22 protein-coding genes and 1 tRNA gene are annotated in these 20012 nt (G+C 70.3%); 14 read left to right on the forward strand and 9 right to left on the reverse strand.

The features are described 5' to 3' along the window. Positions 1–56 precede the first annotated feature (56 nt). Both ectB and ectA read right to left on the reverse strand, forming a co-directional pair. Entirely contained in the window at positions 57–1325 is a 1269-nt protein-coding gene (ectB, locus tag ACFQS2_RS05865; RefSeq protein ID WP_377793011.1) for a diaminobutyrate--2-oxoglutarate transaminase, read from the reverse strand. A gap of 103 nt (positions 1326–1428) precedes the next feature. Then, positions 1429–1977 carry a diaminobutyrate acetyltransferase gene (ectA, locus tag ACFQS2_RS05870; protein ID WP_377793012.1) on the reverse strand — a complete coding sequence of 183 codons (549 nt, stop codon included), beginning with the start codon at positions 1975–1977 and terminating at the stop codon, positions 1429–1431. Between the two features lie 332 nt (positions 1978–2309). Between ectA and ACFQS2_RS05875 the strand changes: the two genes are divergently transcribed. Together ACFQS2_RS05875 and ACFQS2_RS05880 are read left to right on the forward strand one after the other, a co-directional pair. Beyond that, entirely contained in the window at positions 2310–3815 is a 1506-nt protein-coding gene (locus ACFQS2_RS05875) for an alanine/glycine:cation symporter family protein (protein WP_377793014.1), read from the forward strand. A 125-nt stretch (positions 3816–3940) separates the two neighbouring features. Next, positions 3941–4013, forward strand: a tRNA-Lys gene (locus tag ACFQS2_RS05880). A gap of 2 nt (positions 4014–4015) precedes the next feature. Here the strand turns inward: ACFQS2_RS05880 and zapE are convergent. Further along, positions 4016–5050, reverse strand: a complete 1035-nt coding sequence (gene zapE, locus ACFQS2_RS05885; protein ID WP_377793016.1) for a cell division protein ZapE — start codon at positions 5048–5050, stop codon at positions 4016–4018. Between the two features lie 120 nt (positions 5051–5170). On the opposite strand from zapE, the gene ACFQS2_RS05890 reads away from it, so the two are divergent. Further along, positions 5171–5722, forward strand: coding sequence for a TetR/AcrR family transcriptional regulator (locus ACFQS2_RS05890; RefSeq protein WP_377793017.1), 552 nt, complete (start codon positions 5171–5173; stop codon positions 5720–5722). 81 nt (positions 5723–5803) lie between these two features. On the opposite strand, the gene ACFQS2_RS05895 is transcribed toward ACFQS2_RS05890, so the two are convergent. Further along, positions 5804–6217: a MerR family transcriptional regulator gene (locus tag ACFQS2_RS05895; RefSeq protein ID WP_377793018.1), complete on the reverse strand. Its 414-nt coding sequence runs from the start codon at positions 6215–6217 to the stop codon at positions 5804–5806. A 63-nt stretch (positions 6218–6280) separates the two neighbouring features. On the opposite strand from ACFQS2_RS05895, the gene ACFQS2_RS05900 reads away from it, so the two are divergent. The 4 genes from ACFQS2_RS05900 to ACFQS2_RS05915 all read left to right on the forward strand — a co-directional run bounded on the left by ACFQS2_RS05900 (position 6281) and on the right by ACFQS2_RS05915 (position 8773). Further along, the gene (locus ACFQS2_RS05900; RefSeq protein WP_377793019.1) at positions 6281–6904 is read left to right on the forward strand and encodes an NADPH-dependent FMN reductase; all 624 of its coding nucleotides are present in this window, start codon (positions 6281–6283) and stop codon (positions 6902–6904) included. A gap of 16 nt (positions 6905–6920) precedes the next feature. Further along, positions 6921–7145, forward strand: a complete 225-nt coding sequence (locus tag ACFQS2_RS05905; RefSeq protein WP_377793020.1) for an MFS transporter — start codon at positions 6921–6923, stop codon at positions 7143–7145. A gap of 15 nt (positions 7146–7160) precedes the next feature. After that, a complete protein-coding gene (locus ACFQS2_RS05910) occupies positions 7161–8393 on the forward strand; it encodes an MFS transporter (RefSeq protein ID WP_377793021.1) in 1233 nt (410 codons plus the stop codon). 200 nt (positions 8394–8593) lie between these two features. Continuing rightward, positions 8594–8773, forward strand: a complete 180-nt coding sequence (locus ACFQS2_RS05915; protein ID WP_377793022.1) for a hypothetical protein — start codon at positions 8594–8596, stop codon at positions 8771–8773. A gap of 88 nt (positions 8774–8861) precedes the next feature. Here the strand turns inward: ACFQS2_RS05915 and ACFQS2_RS05920 are convergent, their stop codons facing one another. Further along, a complete protein-coding gene (locus tag ACFQS2_RS05920; RefSeq protein WP_377793023.1) occupies positions 8862–9746 on the reverse strand; it encodes a sugar phosphate isomerase/epimerase family protein in 885 nt (294 codons plus the stop codon). A 110-nt stretch (positions 9747–9856) separates the two neighbouring features. Next, entirely contained in the window at positions 9857–10036 is a 180-nt protein-coding gene (locus tag ACFQS2_RS05925) for a hypothetical protein (RefSeq protein WP_377793024.1), read from the reverse strand. Positions 10037–10208: 172 nt separating this feature from the next. Here ACFQS2_RS05925 and ACFQS2_RS05930 point away from each other — a divergent pair, with 172 nt between their 5' ends. The 7 genes from ACFQS2_RS05930 to ACFQS2_RS05960 all read left to right on the forward strand — a co-directional run bounded on the left by ACFQS2_RS05930 (position 10209) and on the right by ACFQS2_RS05960 (position 17322). Next, complete coding sequence (locus ACFQS2_RS05930) at positions 10209–10961, forward strand: DedA family protein (protein ID WP_377793025.1); 753 nt, start codon at positions 10209–10211, stop codon at positions 10959–10961. A 107-nt stretch (positions 10962–11068) separates the two neighbouring features. Beyond that, the gene (locus tag ACFQS2_RS05935; protein WP_377793026.1) at positions 11069–12355 is read left to right on the forward strand and encodes a sensor histidine kinase; all 1287 of its coding nucleotides are present in this window, start codon (positions 11069–11071) and stop codon (positions 12353–12355) included. Then, positions 12352–13023 carry a response regulator gene (locus ACFQS2_RS05940; RefSeq protein WP_377793027.1) on the forward strand — a complete coding sequence of 224 codons (672 nt, stop codon included), beginning with the start codon at positions 12352–12354 and terminating at the stop codon, positions 13021–13023. Before ACFQS2_RS05935 ends, ACFQS2_RS05940 begins: the two co-directional genes overlap by 4 nt. Positions 13024–13121: 98 nt before the next feature. Further along, positions 13122–14465: an acyltransferase gene (locus tag ACFQS2_RS05945; protein WP_377793028.1), complete on the forward strand. Its 1344-nt coding sequence runs from the start codon at positions 13122–13124 to the stop codon at positions 14463–14465. Between the two features lie 3 nt (positions 14466–14468). Next, positions 14469–15596 (forward strand): hypothetical protein, encoded by a 1128-nt coding sequence (locus ACFQS2_RS05950; protein ID WP_377793029.1) that lies wholly within the window; start codon positions 14469–14471, stop codon positions 15594–15596. Further along, the gene (locus ACFQS2_RS05955) at positions 15508–15714 is read left to right on the forward strand and encodes a putative quinol monooxygenase (RefSeq protein WP_377793126.1); all 207 of its coding nucleotides are present in this window, start codon (positions 15508–15510) and stop codon (positions 15712–15714) included. The genes ACFQS2_RS05950 and ACFQS2_RS05955 overlap by 89 nt, the downstream gene beginning before the upstream one ends. Before the next feature lie 84 nt (positions 15715–15798). Continuing rightward, complete coding sequence (locus ACFQS2_RS05960) at positions 15799–17322, forward strand: FGGY family carbohydrate kinase (protein WP_377793030.1); 1524 nt, start codon at positions 15799–15801, stop codon at positions 17320–17322. A gap of 52 nt (positions 17323–17374) precedes the next feature. Here ACFQS2_RS05960 and ACFQS2_RS05965 read toward each other — a convergent pair whose 3' ends face one another. The 3 genes from ACFQS2_RS05965 to ACFQS2_RS05975 all read right to left on the reverse strand — a co-directional run bounded on the left by ACFQS2_RS05965 (position 17375) and on the right by ACFQS2_RS05975 (position 19792). Further along, the gene (locus tag ACFQS2_RS05965) at positions 17375–18076 is read right to left on the reverse strand and encodes an ABC transporter ATP-binding protein (RefSeq protein ID WP_377793031.1); all 702 of its coding nucleotides are present in this window, start codon (positions 18074–18076) and stop codon (positions 17375–17377) included. Between the two features lie 204 nt (positions 18077–18280). Further along, entirely contained in the window at positions 18281–18655 is a 375-nt protein-coding gene (locus ACFQS2_RS05970) for a hypothetical protein (protein ID WP_377793032.1), read from the reverse strand. A gap of 195 nt (positions 18656–18850) precedes the next feature. Then, positions 18851–19792: an aldo/keto reductase gene (locus tag ACFQS2_RS05975; RefSeq protein ID WP_377793033.1), complete on the reverse strand. Its 942-nt coding sequence runs from the start codon at positions 19790–19792 to the stop codon at positions 18851–18853. Positions 19793–20012: the final 220 nt, after the last annotated feature.

A 20012-nucleotide genomic window follows, 5' to 3' on the forward strand; every position in this document is an offset into this window, starting at 1 on the left:
CTCAGGGAGACGTCGGCCCGCCCCGGAGCTGGAGCGGGCCGACGGGGGTGGGGTGCTCAGGCGGTCAGCGCCTCGGCGACGGCCTGGTCGATGATGTCCAGCCCCTGGCGGAGCTGGTCCTCGGGGATCGTGAGCGCCGGCAGCAGCTTGACGACCTCGTCGTCGGGCCCGGAGGTCTCCACCAGCAGACCGAGCTCGAAAGCACGGTCGGTGACCTTGCCGGCCAGCTCGCCGCTGGGCATCCCCAGGCCGCGGGCGAGGCCGCGGCCCTTGACGATGAGCTCGTGGTCCTCGAAGCGGGCGGCCAGCTGGTTGAAGCGGCTCTCGATGTAGGCGCCCTTCTTGATGGTCTCCTTCTGGAGCTCGTCGTCGCTCCAGAACAGCTCGATCGCCTTGGTGGCGGTCGCGAAGGCCGGGCCGATGCCGCGGAAGGTGCCGTTGTGCTCGCCGGGCTCCCAGATGTCCAGCTCGGGCTTGATCAGCGTCAGCGCCATCGGCAGGCCGTAGCCGCTGATGGACTTCGAGAGCGTGACCATGTCGGGCTTGATGCCGGCCTCCTCGAAGGAGAAGAAGCCGCCGGTGCGGCCGCAGCCCATCTGGATGTCGTCGACGATCAGCAGGATCTCGTGCTTCGCGCACAGATCGGCGAGGCCGCGCAGCCATTCGGCGCGGGCGGCGTTGATGCCGCCCTCGCCCTGGACGGACTCGACGATGACGGCGGCGGGCTTGTTCAGGCCGCTGCCGCCGTCGGTGAGCAGGCGCTCGAGGTACATGAAGTCCGGGACGACCTGGCCGAAGTAGTCATCGAACGGCATCGGGGTGGCGTGGACCAGGGGGATGCCGGCGCCGCCGCGCTTCATCGAGTTGCCGGTCACCGACAGCGCACCGAGCGTCATCCCGTGGAAGCCGTTGGTGAAGTTCACGACGGACTCGCGCCCGGTGACCTTGCGGGCCAGCTTCAAAGCGGCCTCGACGGCGTTGGCGCCGCCCGGGCCGGGGAAGGCCATCACGTAGTCGAGGTCGCGCGGCTCGAGGATCTGCGACTTGAAGGTCTCCAGGAACTGGCGGCGCACGTCGGTGAACATGTCCAGGCCGTGGACGACGCGGTCCTCGAGGAAGTGGTCGATGACGACCTTCTTCAGCTCGGGGTGGTTGTGGCCGTAGTTCAGGGCGCCGGCGCCGGCGAAGAAGTCGATGTACTCCCGGCCGTCCTCGGCGGTCAGCGTGCTGCCGGTGGCGTGGGTGAACGTGGTGGGCCAGCTGCGGGAGTAGCTGCGGACCTGGGACTCGAGCTCAATGGCATTGGTGGGTGCGGTCGTCGTCATGTGGTGCCTTCTCCCTGATGGATGGGTGCGGATGGTCTGTGGGGTCCTGTGGGCGCACGGAGACGCCCGTCTCGACGGGTGGGGTGTGGGAAGCGCAGCGCATTCATGCGCCGGGGCGCAGGTCTCCGATCACGTGGAGCAGTTCGGCGCCGTGGCCCTCGTCGGGGAAGTGGCTCTCCTCGAACAGCGGCTCGATCGTGTGGCTGGCGCCATGGCGCTCGGCGAGGGAGGCGAACAGGCGCTGGGAGGCGCTGTTGTCCTCGGTGATGGTGGTCTCCAGTGCGGTCGCCGACGGGAGATCCTCCAGCAGCGCCTCCAGCAGCCGGGCTGCCACGCGCTGGCCTCGCATCGACTCGTCGACGGCGATCTGCCAGATGAACAGCCGCTCGGGAGCGTCCGGGCGGAGGTATCCGAGAACGAAGCCGACGACCTCTCCCTCGTGCAGAGCCACCCGGGAGGTCGCCGCGAAGTCACGGGCGAGCAGCAGGTAGGCGTAGGAGGTGTTGAGGTCGAGAGATCCGCTGTCCCGGGCAACACGCCAGATGTCGGCGCCATGGCTCTGAGCAGGCGCAGTGATCGTGAGGTCGGCGGCGGGGGAGCTGGATCGGGTCGTGCGTCGGTTCGAGTCGGAGTGGTTTTCGATCGTCGTCAACGGGCCCATAACGATCCCCAACGCTATCGAGAACGCCGACGGATGTGGACCCCGGGCCCTCGCGAAGAGGCCTCCGCTCGGAGTGTCGTAACGAAAACGTGACCGCCGACGTCCTGCTCGTCGGATTGTCGGACAAGGCCCTCCTATACGTGCCGACCTGCGCGAACGGGGTCGCGGTCGGCACGATGGCGGCCGAGGGCGAGAACTCTCTGTGTTGTGCGTCACGGGTGGCCGGATCGCGGACTCCCGCGCGCGCAGACATGAGTGCGTCACGGGGGCCTCCCCGCGTCGAATCGCGACGGACCTGGAGGGGCACTGGGTACCGTCATGGCATGACTCCTCTGGAATCACTCAATGAATGGCTGGGAAACGCCGAGGGCTGGCTGTGGACCTGGGCAGGGATGCCCGTGGTCGTCGTTCTCGCCCTGTACTTCACGATCCGCTCCCGGGGAGTGCAGTTCCGGATGATCCCGGCGATGTTCGGCGCGATCACGCAGAAGGCGCAGCGTGAGCAGCGCGGAGCGGGCCGCAACCGCATCGTGAGGACCAAGTCCCTCAGCGCGTTCCAGGCCTTCAGCGTCTCCGCGGCGGCGCGCGTGGGCACCGGCAACATCTCCGGCGTGGCCGGGGCGATCTTCCTGGGCGGGCCGGGCGCCGTGCTGTGGATGTGGGTGATGTGCCTGCTCACCAGCGCTGCCAGCTTCATCGAATCCACCCTCGCCCAGCTGTGGAAGTCCCGTGCCGAGGACACCTACAAGGGCGGGCCGGCCTTCTACATCCAGCGGGGGCTGGGCAGCCGCGGCTTCGGGCTGTTCTTCGCGGTCCTGTTCATCTTCTGCTTCGCCTTCGCCTTCACCTCGCTGCAGGCCAACACCATCGTCGACGCGTTCAGCGGTGCGGTTGCGATCTACGCGGATCCTGCAGGTATGCCGTGGATGCCTGTCGTGCTCGGTGTGGTGCTGGCCGTCCTCACCGGCGTGATCGTCTTCGGCGGGATGCGCCGGGTGGCCCGGGTGGCCCAGAACATGGTGCCGCTGATGGCGCTGATCTACCTGGTCATCGGCATCCTCATCGTCGGCCTGAACCTCGGTGAGCTGCCGCGTGTGGTCGGCCAGATCGTCACGGAGGCGTTCAGCCCGCAGGCCGCGATCGGTGGCGGCATCGGTGCCGCGATCGTCAACGGCGTCCAGCGCGGGATGCTCTCGAACGAGGCGGGCATGGGCTCGGTGCCGAACGTGGCCGCCACCGCCTCGGTGAGCCACCCGGTCAAGCAGGGCCTGGTCCAGACCCTCGGGGTCTACTTCGACACGATCCTGATCTGCTCGATCACCGCGTTCATCGTGCTGGTGGCCTTCCCCGACGTCTCCGCCGGCGGTGAGGGACTGGTGATGGTGCAGGAGTCGATGACCGCCAACCTCGGCGGGTGGGCCGCGATCCTGCTGGCGGCGATCATGTTCCTGCTCGCCTTCACCTCTGTGCTGGGGAACTTCTCCTACGGCGAGGCGAACATGCACTTCATCACTAGCAAGCGCGGCTGGCACATCGCCTTCGGCCTCGCCGTGGTCGCCCTCGTGTTCATCGGTTCGGTGATCTCGGTGGACCTGGCCTGGTCCATCGCCGGGGTCAGCATGGTCTTCATCGCGATCATCAACCTCATCGTGATCGCCCTGCTCGCCCCGACCGCCATGAAGCTGCTGCGTCACTACAACGAGCAGCTGGCACAGGGCCACGACCCGATCTTCCTCGCCTCGGACCTGCCCGAGATCAAGAACATCGAGGTCTGGGAAGGCGTGGACGTCAGCGACTACCAGGACAACAGGCGCAACGCCGGAGTCTGACCGGCGGGCCCGGCGACGACGGGAACGGCGAACGGCGGACGCCAGGTGACGGGTACGACCGGTCACCTGGCGTCCGCTTCGTCCTGCGCGCGCCGTTAAGATGGGTTGGCCCGCCACGCGGGCACGGGCCTGTAGCTCAGTTGGTAGAGCATCGGACTTTTAATCCGCGGGTCGAGGGTTCGATCCCCTCCGGGCCCACGTCATCCGCTCCGAGGGCTGGCCACGCTGTCCTCTCCACGGCCCCGAACTCCGTAATGTCTCCCATGCTCACCCGCCGGACGTTCCCGCAGAAGCGAAAGCCTGCTGAGCAGCCGCTCGGCATCGCGGGGGAGATTCGCCGCTGTGCGCCACTCGCCGAGGCCGCCAGTCGATACGGCGTCGAGCCGGATGTCGGCGTCGGCGAGCACGTCGATGAGGAATGCGAAACGCTGCATCGACTCCTCGTTCATGAGCCCGGGCGGAGGCACGTCGATCAGTCGCACTGCGACGAACTGCTGTGCAAGCCGTGTGTAGTCAGCAGCCGAAAGCGGCTCCTGGCACAGCCTCGCGAAGGTCACGGTGAGAACCCCGTCGTCTGCGCCGGAGGCCCGGAGTGTCCGCGCGCCCGGACCTCGAGGCGATGCCCCGCCGAGAGTGATCTCAGTTCGCGGCATGTCCTCACGGGGGCCAGCTATCTCCCATTCTCCGCTGGCGAAGCCTGCGTGTGCGCGCACGCCGACGCGGTAGTCCCTCCCGATGCCGATGTGCGCCACAGCTGTCGTCGCGATGATCTGCTCGATCAGCGGCAAGGCGTGGTGGTGGTGCAGCGGGTTCGGCAGGAGCTCCTCCGGCGGGTAGTTCGACGTCAAGAGCAGGGCGATCCGTGCACGCCGTGCCGCTGCGAGGACGCGACGCATCAGGTGCGCATCAGCGACATCGTGCAGGTGGAACTCGTCGAGGTAGAGAAATTCGGCTCCGTCGAGGAAGTGCTGGAGCGTGGACTCAATGGAGCGAGGCTTCTGCGTGAGGGCGCGGTGGAGATCGGCCAGGAATTGGTGAACGTGTGCCGCGCGCTTCGCGCCGGGAGCGAGCTGGTAGAAGGTCTGCGCCATCCAGGTCTTGCCCCGCCCCACTTCGCCCCAGAGGTACACGCCGCCGGCGCGGGGTGAAACCAGTGTGGAAAGCACGGCCCGTTGCGCAGGGTCGAGGGATCGCCCGCCGTCGCTCAGGCGCTCGGCCAACACTGATTCGCTCACGCGTGGCCATCGGGGTGTGCGGCGACGGATCATCGTGGAGCCTCTATATCTCTAGAGTTCGGCGACGATACTCTATACCCATAGAGTGTTGGTCGGCTCGAGAGGGGTTCCAGGGAGGTGATGGCAGTCGACGGTCGCCGGGCGCAGATCGCCGCCGCAGTGATCGAGATCCTGGCGGCCGGTGGTGCACGCGCTCTGACGCACAGCGCTGTGGACACGTACCTGGGCATCCCTGCGGGATCGAGCTCCTACTATTTCCGCACTCGCCGCACCCTCGTGAGGGCTGCGGCGGATGAGCTGATCAACCGGTCACGGGAACGCTTTGAAGTCCTGACCGCCGATATGCCACACGCCCCGCGACCGGAGCACGCGGCCGCAACCATCACCGCCTACGTGCAGGCGCTGTGCGCGCACCGCCAGGATGACCTTCGGGCGAGACTGGCTCTGATGCCGGAGATCGATGAGGATCTTCGCGACGTGCTCGCCCGAGCCTTCTTCTCGCAGCATGCCGCGGTGGGCCTATGCCGGACATTGGGTCACCGGGATCCGGGCGCTGCGGCGGCGGGGCTCATCTCCCTGCTCGAAGGTGTCACGCTGCGCTCGACGTTCGGTGCCTCGCCGAAGAGCGCAGAACTGGAGGCGCACATCCTCCGGCTCCTCTCCAGCCCATGAATAACGCGGTATCGGGTCTCCCGGGGAGCATGAACACGAACCAGCTCACATGCTGGGGCCCGACTCCAGCGCGGCGCGCCGTCAGCTCTCGAGGTTCGCGCCGACCTCGCAGAGCTTGGTGTCCGAGCCCAGTGCGTCGAGCTGCGCCTTGAGGTCGGCGACGCGCTGCTCCGCCTGCGCGACGAGCTGGTCGGCGAGGCGGCCCCAGTCCTCGGGTTCGGGACCCGCGGGCAGGCCGGCGAAGAGCTCGGCGATCTCGCGGACGGTCAGACCGACGCGCTGGGCGAGCTTGGCGACCTGGATGCGGCAGGCTGCGGAGTCGTCGAACCGCCGCTGATTGCCCGACGTGCGCACCGCGGTGATCACGCCGTGCTTCTCGTAGAACCGCACTGCTGAGGGGGCCACTCCGCTCTCGGCGGCGACGTCACTGACGGTGAGCACCTGGCCGGCGGAGCCGGCCGGCGATGCGGCGCGGTCTGGTGTGGTGAGCGTCATATCGCCATCGTAGGCACTGCCCGCCTTGACTTCAACATATGTTTAAGCCTCAGCGTGAGGGGCATGACAGCGCAGACAGCACATTCAGAACCGTCCAGTGATCACCCCACCAGCTCCGTGCCCGGCCCGAAGCGGGTCGCAGTGATCTCATCCAGCCTGCGTGCGGGAAGGATGAGCCCGAGCATCGCCGACTGGGTCGTCGCCGCGTTGGACCGCACCAGTGGAGTTCAGGTCGATCTGATCGACCTGGCCGAGATCACGCTGCCGGACGACAGCCAGCTCTATCCCGGCGGCGGGCCGACGACGGAGGTGGCCGACCGGGTCGAGGCCGCCGAGGCCTTCGTCGTCGTCACGCCGGAGTACAACCATTCCTACCCCGGGTCGTTGAAGCGGTTCGTCGACTGGCACTTCAGCCAGTGGATGCTCAAGCCGGCCACGATCATCGCCTATGGCGTCCGCGGCGGGCACGCGGCCACCGAGCACCTGCGCGGAATGTTCGCCGAGCTCAATATGGTGACCACTCGCCGAGGCCTCGGACTGTCCACGCCCTGGGAGGCACTGGACGACGCCGAGCGCTACACACCCGACGACGGCACGACGCGCGCCCTCTCGGCAGCGCTGGCCGAGCTGCTCTGGTGGGCCGGCGTCCTCCGCGACGCACGCACTGACCGGCCCTTCCCCGGCTGACGGCGAGGGTCGTCGCATGGACGCGCGCGCACGCAGTATCGGACTCGTCCTGGCCTTCGCCAGCCTGCTGATCGTCGTCGACACCACCGTGACCATCGTCGCCCTGCCGGCGATCGTCACCGACCTCGACACCACCCTGCCCACGGGTGCGTGGACGACGACCGGATACATCCTCGGGCTGATCGCGGTGATCCCTCTGACCGGGTGGCTCGCCGGACGGTTCGGCGATCGCCGCATCTAACTCACCGGTCTGAGCGTGTTCACGCTCGCCTCGGTCGCCGCGGGACTCGCCCCGACTATGGAGACCCTGATCGTTCTCCGGGTACTCCAGGGCGTGGGCGGCGGGGTCCTGAATCCGTTGGGCATCGCGATCGCGCTGCGCTCGGTCCCCACGGGCCACCGCGGCCGGATCATGAGCCTGGTGGGACTGCCGGTCCTCATCGGCCCCGCCGTCGGTGCGCCGCTGACCGGAATGCTCATCGATCTCGCCTCCTGGCGGTGGCTGTTCTGGATCAACCTGCCCCTGGGCCTCCTCGCCCTCCTTCTGTGCCGTCGACATCTGCCCGCCTCCCAGCGCAGCGATGACCACGGGCACGTGGACTGCCCCGGGCTGGTGCTGGTGATCAGCGGCTGCGTCGGACTCGTGCTCGCCTGCACCTTGATCGGCGAATCCGGTCGCCTCACGCTGGGCACCGGCGTGACGGTCCTGGCCGGCGTCGTGCTGCTGGCCTGGTTCGCGCGCCGTAGTGTGCGCATTGCTCATCCGCTTCTGCATGTGCGACTGCTGGCCCGTCGCGAGATCGCGGCCGGCGCGGTGATCGGCTCGTGCTTCGCCGGCGGCTACTTCGGAGCTGCAGCCATCATCCCCGCGTTCGTCCGAGGCGTGCGCGGAGATCCGGTCTCGGTCGCCGGCATCCTGGCTGTGCCCACCGGCCTGGCCGTGGGGCTCACTCTGCAGGTCGCCACACGTCTCATCGACCGGATCGATCCCCGCCGGGTCATCGTCACCGGGACCGCCACGGCCCTCATAGGAGCCCTCAGCCTCGGGCTCGCACTCAGCCTCGATGCGTCGTATCTGGTCATCGGCGCGCTGAGCATCTTCGTGGGCATCGGGTCCGGTGCCACCTTGATGCCCACCACGGTCGCTGCGACCAGCAGGCTCGAGGGCGCCGAGCTGCCGCAGGCCACCACCGTGCTGATGTTGTTCTCCCAGCTCGGCAACGCGTTGGGCACTGCGCTGGTCGCCTCCACCATCACTCTGCTCGTCGATCTCCGCATCGAAGGCCTGGATGCCGGCGGGCACGGCGGACTCGCCGCGATGGTCGCTCTCGACCCCGCCGAGCGCGCCGGTCTCCTCGGTCAGCTCGCCGTCACCGTCGGCCTGAGCTACGCCACCCCCGCCGCCCTCATCCTCGCCGCGCTGCTAGTGGCTGCGTGGGGCATGCGCGCCACGGCGCCTGAGCCCCGCAAGACGACGGAGGCGGCCTAACAGTCTTGTCCGGCCGTGCGGACGGTTGCGACCTCAGTGGTCCAGTCCTGCCACGGTCCACCACGCGCGGCACCTTCGCGCTCACCGCAGGAAACCATCTGGCTGCCGAGCAGACAGGAAAGAGACCAGGGACGTCATGATGCAGGGGATGCCGACGGTGTTGCCAGGCCGCATACAGCGCCCGGTGGTGCCATCGGGGGATGAAGCTGAGTCGACTCCTCCACTCCGCACGAACCGCCCTGCGCAGCGAGAAGGGCCGCCAAGCAGCCACACGTGCCACGGACACGGTCGCCGACACCGCGCGGCGCGCGTCGCCGCGTCACAGCGCGAAGATCGACCAGGCACAGCAGAGCGCCAGGAAGTACCTCGACCGCCAGTGAATGCAGGCACGCGCCCCTGATCGGTCTCGGGAAGGTCGTATCGGGGGCGCTGTCATGCAGCCAGCGGCGTCCAGCTCGGCGGTCGGCGTCAGCGCGTCGCGCGCACGGCGTCGACCACCTGCTGGCACGCGGCCAGGCCCGCCCACTCGTCGTCGTCCGCGCCGGCGTAGACCAGGCACAGCGGTCCGTCATAGCCGGCGCCCAGCACCGCCTGCAGCACGCGGCGGTAGTCCTCAGTATCCAGGGTGCCGTCAGTCGTGGTGGGGCACTTGGCGTGGGAGGTCTCGGCGAGGCCGCCGATGCTCGCCAGCTGCGCTTCGCGATCGGGCATCTTCCAGTTGTCCAGATCCACCAGCAGGCCGATGGACCCTCCTGCCGCATCCAGCAGCGCGTGGACGTCGTCGGCCGAGGCCAGCAGGTCCTTCCAGTTCTCAGTGACCACTCGCACCGGGGAGCCGGCGGCCAGCCGGGCCAGGCGCTCGCCGCTGGCGGCGATGAGCTCGGGCGTGGGGGAGGACTCTCCCGCGCACACGCGGCCGCGCTTCGCGCCGAGGACGGCGGCGTCCTCGAGCCAGCCGGCGATCCAGGCCTCGTGGGCGTCGGCGTCGGTGGGGTGGATGGGGTCACCGGAGTCGACCAGCAGGGCATCCAGCGTCACGTCGGCATCGGCGAGCGCTGCGCGCAGCTCCTCGAGGTAGGAGCGGTCACGACGGGGCAGGTGGAAATGGCACAGCTGCACGGTGCCGACTCCGTGGGCGGCGAGCTCGCGCGGCAGATCCAGCATGTCCACGGCGCCGGGCGCAGCGGCCGTCGGCGTCATGGCGGAGGAGCCGGGCGGGTTGGCGTGTTCGGCGATGAATCCGCCGAGCGTGCGGTGCAGCGACCAGGCGTGCACGGCCATCGGTGTCGCCGGGGCGGGCGATGCGTCGGCCCGGTGATCGGCGGGGGCGGTGTTCTGGGCGGCGGTGCTCATACGCGTCAATGTATCGGCCTGGTGCCTTCTGCATGTGCGTGCGCCCGCGAGGCCGGGCCGACGGGACGGGCGGCGATGGGCCGCCATTCCACGGTGCAGCGGCGACTCGCTCAGAGCAGCAGGAGAACACCGCCTATGGCGCCGACCGTGACCGCAGAAGCGCCGAGCACCACCGCCCAGGGGGAGAGCGTGCTGCGACGAACCGTCATCGTCGTGGCGTAGATCGACGCCATGCTCGATACCAGCAGAACGGCGGCCACGACCACCAGGACAAAGCCGAGTGCTCTCACAGGGCGGCCTCGGCGCGGGGAGCGATCGTCATGGACGTGATCATCTCATGACGCCGCGACGGGAAGCCGCAGCGGGCTCGAGCTCACGCGCTCTCGCGCGTCACCCCGTGGAGCGATGGCAATCGGTCCGCCGAGCGATGTGCGGGCGAGTCCGCGGATCTAGCGTCGAGGTGTGGAACAGATCAACGACTTCATCCTGCAGGCGGCCGAATCGCCATGGCTGCTCCTGGTCATGTTCATCGCCTCCGTGATCGACGGGTTCTTCCCGCCGATTCCCAGCGAAACCGTGCTGGTGGCGGCCGTCGCGACCGCCGCCGCGACCGGGGAGCCGGTCACCATCGTGCTGCTGGGCCTGCTCGCCGCGGCGGGCGCGATCATCGGGGACAACATTGCCTACCTGCTCGGCCGCACGCTGGGGAACAGGATGCCGCGCTGGATGCAGGGACGGCGGTTCTCCTCGGCCCTGGCCCGCGCCCAGCAGTCCCTCGAGCAGCGTGGGGCACCGTTCATCCTCTCCGCCCGCTTCATCCCCGTCGGCCGGGTCGCCGTGAACATCAGCGCAGGCGTCCTGCGCTACCCGTGGCCCCGGTTCGCGGCGCTCAGCGTCGCCGCCGGGTTGATGTGGTCGCTGTACAGCACGATCATCGGCGTGGTCGCCGGGCAGTGGCTCGGTGACCAGCCGCTGCTCAGCGCGGTCATCGGAGTCGTGGTGGCCGGCGTGATCGGCCTCGTCGTCGACCGGGTCAGGACGGCCCGAGGACGCGCGACGGCCCGAGCGCAGGCGACACCTGCCCTGCTCCCGGCCGGCCATGCAGTCCCGGACCGCGTGGCCGCGACTGGCGCTGGCCGTGAGCCGGCATCGCCCCGTGGTCCCGACGCCCCAGTGGCCCTCGGACCCGTCGTGCCCTGCCCTGCGGCGCTCTGACCCGCCGAGACGGGCACATCGGCGCCGGCAGCCACCCTCCCAGGTAGGGCCTGTGCGTGGTACGTGAGAGTGATGTGCCGGGATGCGCTGCGGGCTAGCGTCGGAGTGTGGACCACACCGATTCCCCCGGCGATCTCCCGCGCTCGACCAGACGGGCGCGACGGATGCGCATGGTGCCGCTGGCCGCGCTCATGGTCCTCACCGTGACGCTGTTCTCGGTGCTCGTGCCGATCCACGCGACCTACTACGGCACGCCCGTGCCGGTGGCCATCCCGCTCGGGGCCGCCCTGTGCAGCGCACCGCTGATCGCACTCAGCAGACCCCGAGCGGCAGCCGTCGTCTTCGGCGTGGCCGCCCTGGTGCTGCCCCTCGTGACTTCGGCGAGCCGGGACCTGTCCTGGCCGTGGCCCTGGTCGGTGCCGGCGATGATCACTTTCACGGTGTTCGTCCTGGTGATCACCACCGTCCACGGGTGGCGCATCGGTCTGGTGTCCTGGGCCGCGCCCATGGCCGCCTCCCTCGCCCTGCCGATGATCGTGCCCGCCGTCCCCGCGAGCACGGCCGGCCCGAACCTCATCGTGACGGCCTCGATCACCGGCGCCGCGCTGCTGGTGGCGGTGCTGCTGGCCGGCAGGATCCGCGTGGGCGAGGAGCTGAACCGGGAACGGGAGCTCACGGCATCGGAGCAGGCACGGCGCATCCTGGTCGAGGAGCGCACCCGGATCGCCCGGGAGCTGCACGACGTGGTCGCCCACAGCACCTCGCTGATCCAGGTCCAGGCCTCCACCGCCCGCTACCGGATTCCGGATCTCGCGCCGGAGGCCACCGCGGAGTTCGAGGAGATCTCCCAGACGGCCCGCAACTCCCTGACCGAGATGCGGCGCCTGCTCGGTGTGCTGCGCACCGAGGATGACGCCACCGAACTGGCACCGCAGCAATCGATCGCCGACATCCCGGCCCTGGTCGAGGGCATCCGCCGCACCGGCGGCGAGGTCGAGTTCTCCTTCTCGCCGCCGCCCGACGGATTGCCGCCCAGCCTGCACATCGCCGCCTTCCGCATCACCCAGGAAGCCCTCAGCAACGCCGTGCGCCACGCGCCCGGCGCTCCGATCGACCTGAGCGTCGGCACCGAGGGTTCTGCCGTCGCGCTCCGGGTGCACAATGACGAGGTGGCCGAGGGCGACGCCACCCAGCCCGGCGCTCGCCGGTCGCCCTCCATCGCGAGCTTCGACGGCACCGTCGCTGCCGCCTCGGGCAGCGGCCACGGACTGCGCGGCATGCAGGAGCGGGTCTCGCTGCTGGGAGGCAGCCTCGTCGTGGGACCCGACCCGTCGGGAGGATGGACGGTCTCCGCGGTGCTGCCGTTCGATGATCGGGACGGGAGGCCGGAATGAGCATCGACGTCCTGATCGTCGACGACGCCGCGATGGTCCGGGCAGGGTTCGCCGCGCTCCTGGACGCCCACGACGGGATCCGGGTCGCGGGCCAGGCCACCACCGGCAAGGAAGCTCTCGCGCTCGCCGCCCGGCTGAGCCCGGACGTGATCGTCATGGACGTGCGGATGCCGGAGCTGAACGGCATCGACGCGACCCGGCAGATCCTGGGACCGGGGTTCCCGGCGGCGAAGGTGCCGCGGATCCTCATGCTGACCACCTTCGACATCGACGACTACGTCTACGACGCCCTGCAGGCCGGGGCCAGCGGGTTCCTGCTCAAGGACGCCCCGCCCGAGGAACTCGTCCACGCGGTGCGCGTCGTCGCCGCCGGCGACGCGCTGCTCTCGCCGGGCATCACCCGGAAGATGATCGCCCAGTTCGCCGCCCAGAAGCCGCAGCCGCCTCGCGCCGCGGGGCTGCTGGCGAAGCTCACCGAGCGCGAGCGGGACGTGCTGCTGCTGATGGGGCAGGGGCGCTCGAACGGGGAGATCGCCGCCGACCTGTTCCTCTCCGAGCACACGGTCAAGACGCACGTGGGCAGGATCCTCACCAAGATCGGTGCCCGCGACCGCGTTCAGGCCGTGATCTTCGCCTACGACAGCCGCCTGGTCGAGCCCACCTCCTGAGATCACTCCCCGGTAGGGGGTCACCAGGGCACTCGCGAGCGATGTCCTGGACGAGGCCGCGTCCATAGCCTCCTGGCGTCACCCCAGGAGGAGATCCCATGGTCATCGCCCCGGCGCCGCAGTCCCGCACCGCCCCGTCCCGCACCGCCCCGTCCCGCACCGCCCCGCACCGCCCGGCAGGGCGAGCCTCGGGACGCGACGCCGGCATCGACCTCGTGCGGGCCATCTGCGTGCTCGTCATCGTCGTGCTGCACTCGCTCCAGGTGGGCGTCACGCTGGCACCGGCCGGGCCGGTCCTGGAGTACGCCACGGTGGGCGCCGCCTGGTACCCGCCGCTGACGTGGCTTCTCCAGGTGATGCCGATCTTCTTCGTGATCGGCGGCTTCGCCGGGATGCACGGGTACCGGCGGATGCGCGAGCGAGGCGGAACCGCGACCGGCTTCGTGGTGGGCAGGGTCCACCGGTTGCTGGTCCCGGCGGTGGTGACGATCGCCGTCGCCGGATTCGCGCTGGCGGCGCTGACCAGCGCCGGGGTTCCGGGCGATCTCGTGGCGCTGACCGGCATCCGCTACGGACAGCCCCTGTGGTTCCTGGGGGTGTTCCTCGCCGTTCAAGCGGTGCTCCCGGCCCTCCTGACCGCACATCAGCGCGCTCCGCTCGCCACCCTCGCCGGCCTGGTCACCGGTGCCGTGCTGATCGACGCCCTGCGGCTGACCACCGGCATCGAGGCCATCGGTTACGCCAACCTCGCCTTCGTCTGGCTCGCCCTGCAGCAGGCCGGATTCTTCCTCGCCGACGGGCGCATCGACGCCCTGCGGCCGCGGACCCGAGCCCTCGGCGGGCTCGTCGCCGTCGCCCTGGCAGCCGGCACGATCGCTGCGGGGATCTTCTCCCCGGATCTCATCGCCAACATGAACCCGCCCACCACCGTCCTGCTGCTCGTCGGCGCCGCCCAGATCGCTGTGCTCTCGCTCCTGCGCGGCCACGTCACCGCCCTGAGCAGGCGGCCCCGGGTCGCGGCGCTGACCGCGTTCGTCACGGAGCGGGCCATGACCATCTACCTGTGGAACCTCACGGTGCTGCTGGCGATGGCCGCCGTCACCGCGTTCGTCGCCGCCACCGCTGAGCTGTCGCTGCCGGAGCCCTCGAGCGCGGGGTGGTGGCTGACGCGGCCGGTGTGGATCGCGCTGGCCATCGTCCTGACCGCAGGCGTGGCCCGGCTGCTCGGCGGCATCGAGCGACTCCCGCTGCCGCAGGCCCCGACCACCTCCGCCTCGCGCGCGGCGCAGGCCGTCCTGATCGGCCTCACCGGTGTGCTGATCCTCCTCGTGGCCGGCACCTCCGCCCTGACGGCGACCAGCGCGATCGTGTTGATCGTGCTCGCGCTCTCCCGCCTCCGGGAGCCGCGGGGACCGGTGGCATTCGCCGGGAAGGCGGCCTGAGCGATGTCGACCCTTCTGCTCGGACTGGGCGTCGCCCTCGTCGGCGCGCTGCTGCTGGCAGCCGGCGTCGAGCTGCAATCTCGAGCCGTGCATGCCACGGACGGGCAGTGGCGCAGCTACCTCACCAGCCGTGGCTGGCTGCTGGGCGCCGGCCTCCTGGCCGCGGCCGTGATGACGAACCTGCTCGCCCTCGCGCTGGCCCCGGTCAGCGCCGTGCAGGCGGTGAACATCATCGCTCTGGCGGCCTCCTCCGCCGTCGGGGCCCTCACCGGCCGGATCGTCCTGACCCGCTCGGTCGTGGTGTCGATCCTGGCGTGCGTGGCCGGAGTGCTCGGTGTCGTCGGCGTGCTCTCCTCGCATCCGGGCGAGGCGCTCGGATCGGACCTCGACAGTCGCCTCCCGGACGTCATCACGATCCAGGCGGTGTTCGCGCTGGCGGCAGGCGCCCTCGCGTGGCTCGCACGCGGCACCCACAGCAGGAGGGCGCACCTGGCGGGACTCGTCGTCGCGGCGATGCTCTTCGCCAGCATCACGACCGTGGTCAAGGTGCTGGTCGAACTCGTCCTCCGCGACGGACTCGCGGCCATGCTGGTCGCCCCCGGGACCCTTGTCGCCCTCGTCTCGATCGCCGTCGGCGCCGGGCTCGCCAACGTGCACCTCCAACGCGCCCACCGGACCTCTCCTGCGCCTGTGGTCGTCGCCGGCAGCACCATCACCGACACGATCACCGCCGCGGCGATCGGGATCCTGGTGCTCGGGGAGAGCGCGCTGACACCGTCCGCCGCGGTGTGGCTGCTGCTGTTCGCAGCCGTCTCGGCCGCCGGCGTGCTCGGGCTGTCCCGGCTGCGGCGCACGGACGAGGCGGAGACGGAACGTCCACGCCCGGCGCTGCGAGAGATGGCACCCTGGGGGCGGTCTCAGCACACCGCACGATCGACCACAGGGAGCGTCCATGTCGCCAGTCCGGCTCACCGGGAACCTCGTCTGCGCCGACGTCGACGAGGCGAGGGTCGTCGAGGCGTACCTGCCTCGCCACGTCGAACTGACCCGCGCCGAGGAGGGCTGCGAGTATTTCGACGTCACGCGGACGGACGATCCGCTGATCTGGTCCGTCCAGGAGCAGTTCCGTGACGCCGACGCGTTCGCTGCCCACCAGGAACGGGTCAAGGACGACGCGTGGGGCCGGGCGACCGCGACCATCAAGCGCGATTACGAGGTCACCGGGCTGCCTACCGAGACAGCCGAGTGAGGGAGCCCGCGGCGCGGCACTGGTGACGCGGTGTGCGCCGACGGGTGCCCCGCACCGAAAGGGCCAGCCCCTTACTCTGAGCGCATGCCCTCCCTCCTGTGCCTGGATCTCGGGACCTCCGCTGCCAAAGCGGCGCTGATCGACACGACGGGCACCCTCCGGGCGCAGGCGAGCAGCGCGTACCCCACCCGATCCGCCCCGGGCGGAGGAGCGGAGCAGGCTCCGTCGAACTGGGTGCGCTCCGCACGCGCGGCGATCACGGCCATCCGGGCCGACGGGCCGGGCGATGGCTCACCCGATGCGCCGATCGCAGCGCTGTCCCTGACCGGACAGATGCAGGACCTCGTGCTCGAGACGGACGACGGCACCGACGTCCCGGCCATCCTCTACAGCGACACCCGTGCCGCTCGGGAGGCCGACGAACTGCACGCGGCTTTCCGGGACGAGGATGCAGCAGTCTCCTCGTGGGACCGGATCACCGGGAACCTGCAGGACGCCACCAGCTGCGCCGCGATGTTCCGCCGCCTGGTACGCACCGACCCGGACCTCGTCCAGCGCACGCGGGGCATCGTCTTCGGTCCCGCCGGCCACCTCGCGCACCTGCTGGGTCTGGGCTGCTGGTGCGATCCGACCACGGCCGCCGCCACCGGTCTCCTCGACGCTCGCAGCCGCACCTGGTCGCCGCCGATTGCGGCGGCCGCAGGCATCGACGAGACACTGCTGCCCGCGATCACCACGAGCGCCGGTGAGGTCATCGGCCGCACCGGCGCGAGTGCGGAACAGCTGCTGGGCCTGCCCGCCGGTCTTCCCGTGGTGCTCGCGCCCGGTGATGCCGGGGCGACGACGCTGGGCCTGGTCGGCCTCGACCCGGGGGACGAGTACGCCTACCTCGGCAGCAGCGGCTGGCTCGCGACCGTGCTGCCCCGCGCCCACTCCGCCTCGCGCCCGGGCGCATCGCACCACCTCGCCCTCGGCGCGACCCGCCGCGCAGCTGGCGGCACCCTGCGGATCTCCGCCCTGCTCGCAGCCGGCGCCGCCGCGTCCTGGGCGCGCGAAGCCCTTCTGGAGGGCGTATCCGCGGCGACGGCCGACGCCATGCTCGAGCGCCGCGAGGCCGAGCACGGTCGCGGGGCGACGGGCCTGCTCGCCCTGCCCTCCCTGTTCGGGGAGCGTTTCCCCGTACGGGACGGCGACTTGCGCGCCGCGCTCATCGGCATGGGACCGAGCACCCGCGGGATCGACATGTATGCGGCGGTGCTCGAGGGGATCGCCCACGCCCTCGCCCACGCGCACGTCGAGGGGGCGGAGGAACGGCGTCCGCTGGCGGTGACCGGCGGGGGAGCGGCCTCCGCGCCGTGGCTGCGGATCCTCGCCGACGTCATGGGCCGGCCCGTACGGACCCTCGAGCAGGACGGCGCCGCTCTGGTGGGCTGCGCCATCGCCGCGGCCGACGCTCTCGGACTGGAGCACGGCATCGTCCCGCTGGCGGCCCGCGAGACCGTCCGCACCATCGAGCCGGATCCGTCGGCCGCCGAGGCGCATGCCTCGCTGCGCCCGGCCCATCGCGCGCTCTACACCGCCGTCGCCGAGGTGCGCGCACTGCAGTGACAGCCGGACCCTCGCTCCACCGCGGCGGAGCGTCCCGCCTCACGCCGGAGGGTCAGCGGAAGCGCTGGATCGCCTGCGGGACGCTGGCGGCGAGATCGCGGATGTCCTCGTGCTCCGTGCTGGCCAGGACTTCCTCGAGCGGTCCCCGCGCGAGGATGCGGCGCTGCCCGAGGAAGGCGACCTGTGGGCACATGCGCTGGAGGAGCTCGATATCATGCGAGGCGATCAGCGTGCCCACGCCGAGCCGCTGGATCAGAGCGGTCAGCGACGCGGCGATCTCGCCGCGCATGCCGGGGTCCACCGCGGTCAGCGGTTCATCGAGCACCAGGATCTCCGGGCGCGTGGCCAGGGCCGTTGCCAGGGCGACTCGCTGCCTCTCACCCCCGGAGAGCGTGATCAGCGCACGATCCAGGACGTGGTCCTCGAGGCCGACGGTCGCCAGCATCTCCGCGGGGGAGACGGCGTGGGTGCGGCCTCCCTTGCGGGCCTCCTTGGCCGCACGCTGCAGGCGGGCCCGTACGGTCTCGCGTGGATCCGAGATCGTCATCGAGTACTGCGACATGAAGCGCACGGCGGCGCGGAACTCCTTGCGATCCTTCCCGCGCAGGCGGCCGACGCTGCGACCCTGGTAGGTGACGTCCCCGGCCGATGGCTTCAGCTCCCCGCGCAGCACATCGATCAGCGTGGTCTTCCCGGCTCCGGAGGGGCCCAGCAGGCCCAACGGCGCCTCGCCTGAGCTGATCGTCAGATCCACCCCCTCGAGCACTCTCTCCCCGGGGTATCCGGCGTGAACGGCGGAAGCGGTCAGGGTCGTCGAAGGCGGCATCGATCTCTCTCGGCAGTGGGCGTCGGGCTCGAAGGCACTGTAGCCGTGCCGGCTGGGGGAGTTCGGGTCTCTTGGCGCAGCATCGGCGCGCGTGCGCTTCCCTCGGGCCGGCCCGTCACCACCGCCAGCCGCTCACCTGCACTCGGACCCCAGCGCTTGGAGCGCGGCATTGATCTCCTCGACGTCGAAGGTGTTCACACCGTTCTGGACACGCTGCCCGGCGTCGTAGAGGTCCGAGCGGTCCGGGTCGGCCGTGCCGGCGGCCATGAAGGAGCTCGCGATGGCGGTGATCTCGAATATCTGCGGGGTCTCGAGACTGAACTCCGATTCCTCGAAGGGGAGGTCGCTCTCGATGCGCTCGAGGACTGCGCACCCCTCGGCGACGTTCTGCTCCGCGCGGGAACCGCCCGATCCGCCGGAGCCGGAGGAGAGCATGAACCCGCCGACCCCGCCGGCGCCGAGCCCGACGACTCCGGCGACCACCGCTGCCGCGATGGCGACGATCACGAGGGTGCGTGTGCGGTGCCTGCGGGAGGGGGGGGCGAACCGGTCGTGAGGAATCCTGAGCAACCATGTATCCAGCCTAGATGGCCTCTGAGAGGGTGCTGATCCGGCGGGCTGGATGACTCGATGAGGGGCGGGATGTGCTGCGGGCGGCGGGCTGCCCGGTGCCGGTCCGGGCCCGGGCAGCCCGCCGATCACTCAGGCGAAGGGACGGGAGACCTCATCGAGCGCAGCGACCTCTTCGGCCGAGAGCTCGAGCGAGGCGGCGGCGATCAGGGCGGGCACCTGCTCGGTGGTCGAGGCCGAGGCGATCGGCGCCGTGACCCCCTTGGTCAGCAGCCACGCCAGGGCCACGCTGGTGATCTCCGCGCCGTGAGCGGAGGCAACCTTCTCCAGCGCGTCGACGACGGCCAGACTCTCGTCGGTGACCAGGGACTGCGCCATGCCCTTGCGAGCGCGACCTTCCAGATCCTCCCTGGAGCGGTACTTGCCGGTGAGCACACCGGAGGCCAGCGCGAAGTAGGGGAAGACGGCCACGTCGAACTCACGGGCGATCGGCCCGTAGGAGTTCTCGTAGTCCGCCCGGTGCAGCAGGTTGTACTGAGGCTGGATCGCCTCCGGGACGGTCAAACCCTCGCGCTGTGCGGTCTCGAACCACTCGCGCATGCGCTCCGGGGAGAAGTTCGACAGCGCGATGTGACGCACGCGGCCGGACTCGACGAGCCCGTGGAAGGTGCGGACCTGATCGGCGATCGCCACCGACTCGTCATCGAAGTGGAGGTAGTACAGGTCGATCACGTCGGTCTGCAGACGCTGCAGCGACTCCGTCAGGGCCGCCTCCACGTTCGCGGCCTCCAGGCCCTTGCGGTCCGGCTTCGAGCCCACCTTGGTGGCGATCACCAGCTGGTCGCGGTTGCCGCGCTCGGCCATCCACTGCCCCAGAACCGTCTCCGACTCTCCGCCGGAGTTGCCCTCGACCCACGCGGAGTACCCATCGGCGGTGTCGATGAAGTTGCCGCCCGCGGCGACGTAGGCGTCGAGCACGGCGAAGGACGTCTCGCGGTCCGAGGTCCATCCGAAGGTGTTGCCACCCAGGTTCAGCGGAAAGACGTCGAGCTCGGTGCGGGGGATGAGTGTCATGACAGCTCCTCGGGAACGGGTGCGGTGCGGCCGCGTATCGCGGCCGGGAGCGCGCCGCGAGGGCGGCTCCCCGGGGTACAACGCCGTGAGGCTGCCGAACATGTCAGCTCAGGCCGACGGATTCGGCTCCGCCTGTTCGCTGCCTGTCGCAGCCGAGCTCCCTGTTCGCTGCCCTATTCGCTGATCCGCTGACCCAGCAGCGACCCGCCGCCGCGGGCCC

The sequence above is a fragment of the Brachybacterium sp. GCM10030267 genome (assembly GCF_042666875.1).
Lineage (GTDB): Bacteria > Actinomycetota > Actinomycetes > Actinomycetales > Dermabacteraceae > Brachybacterium.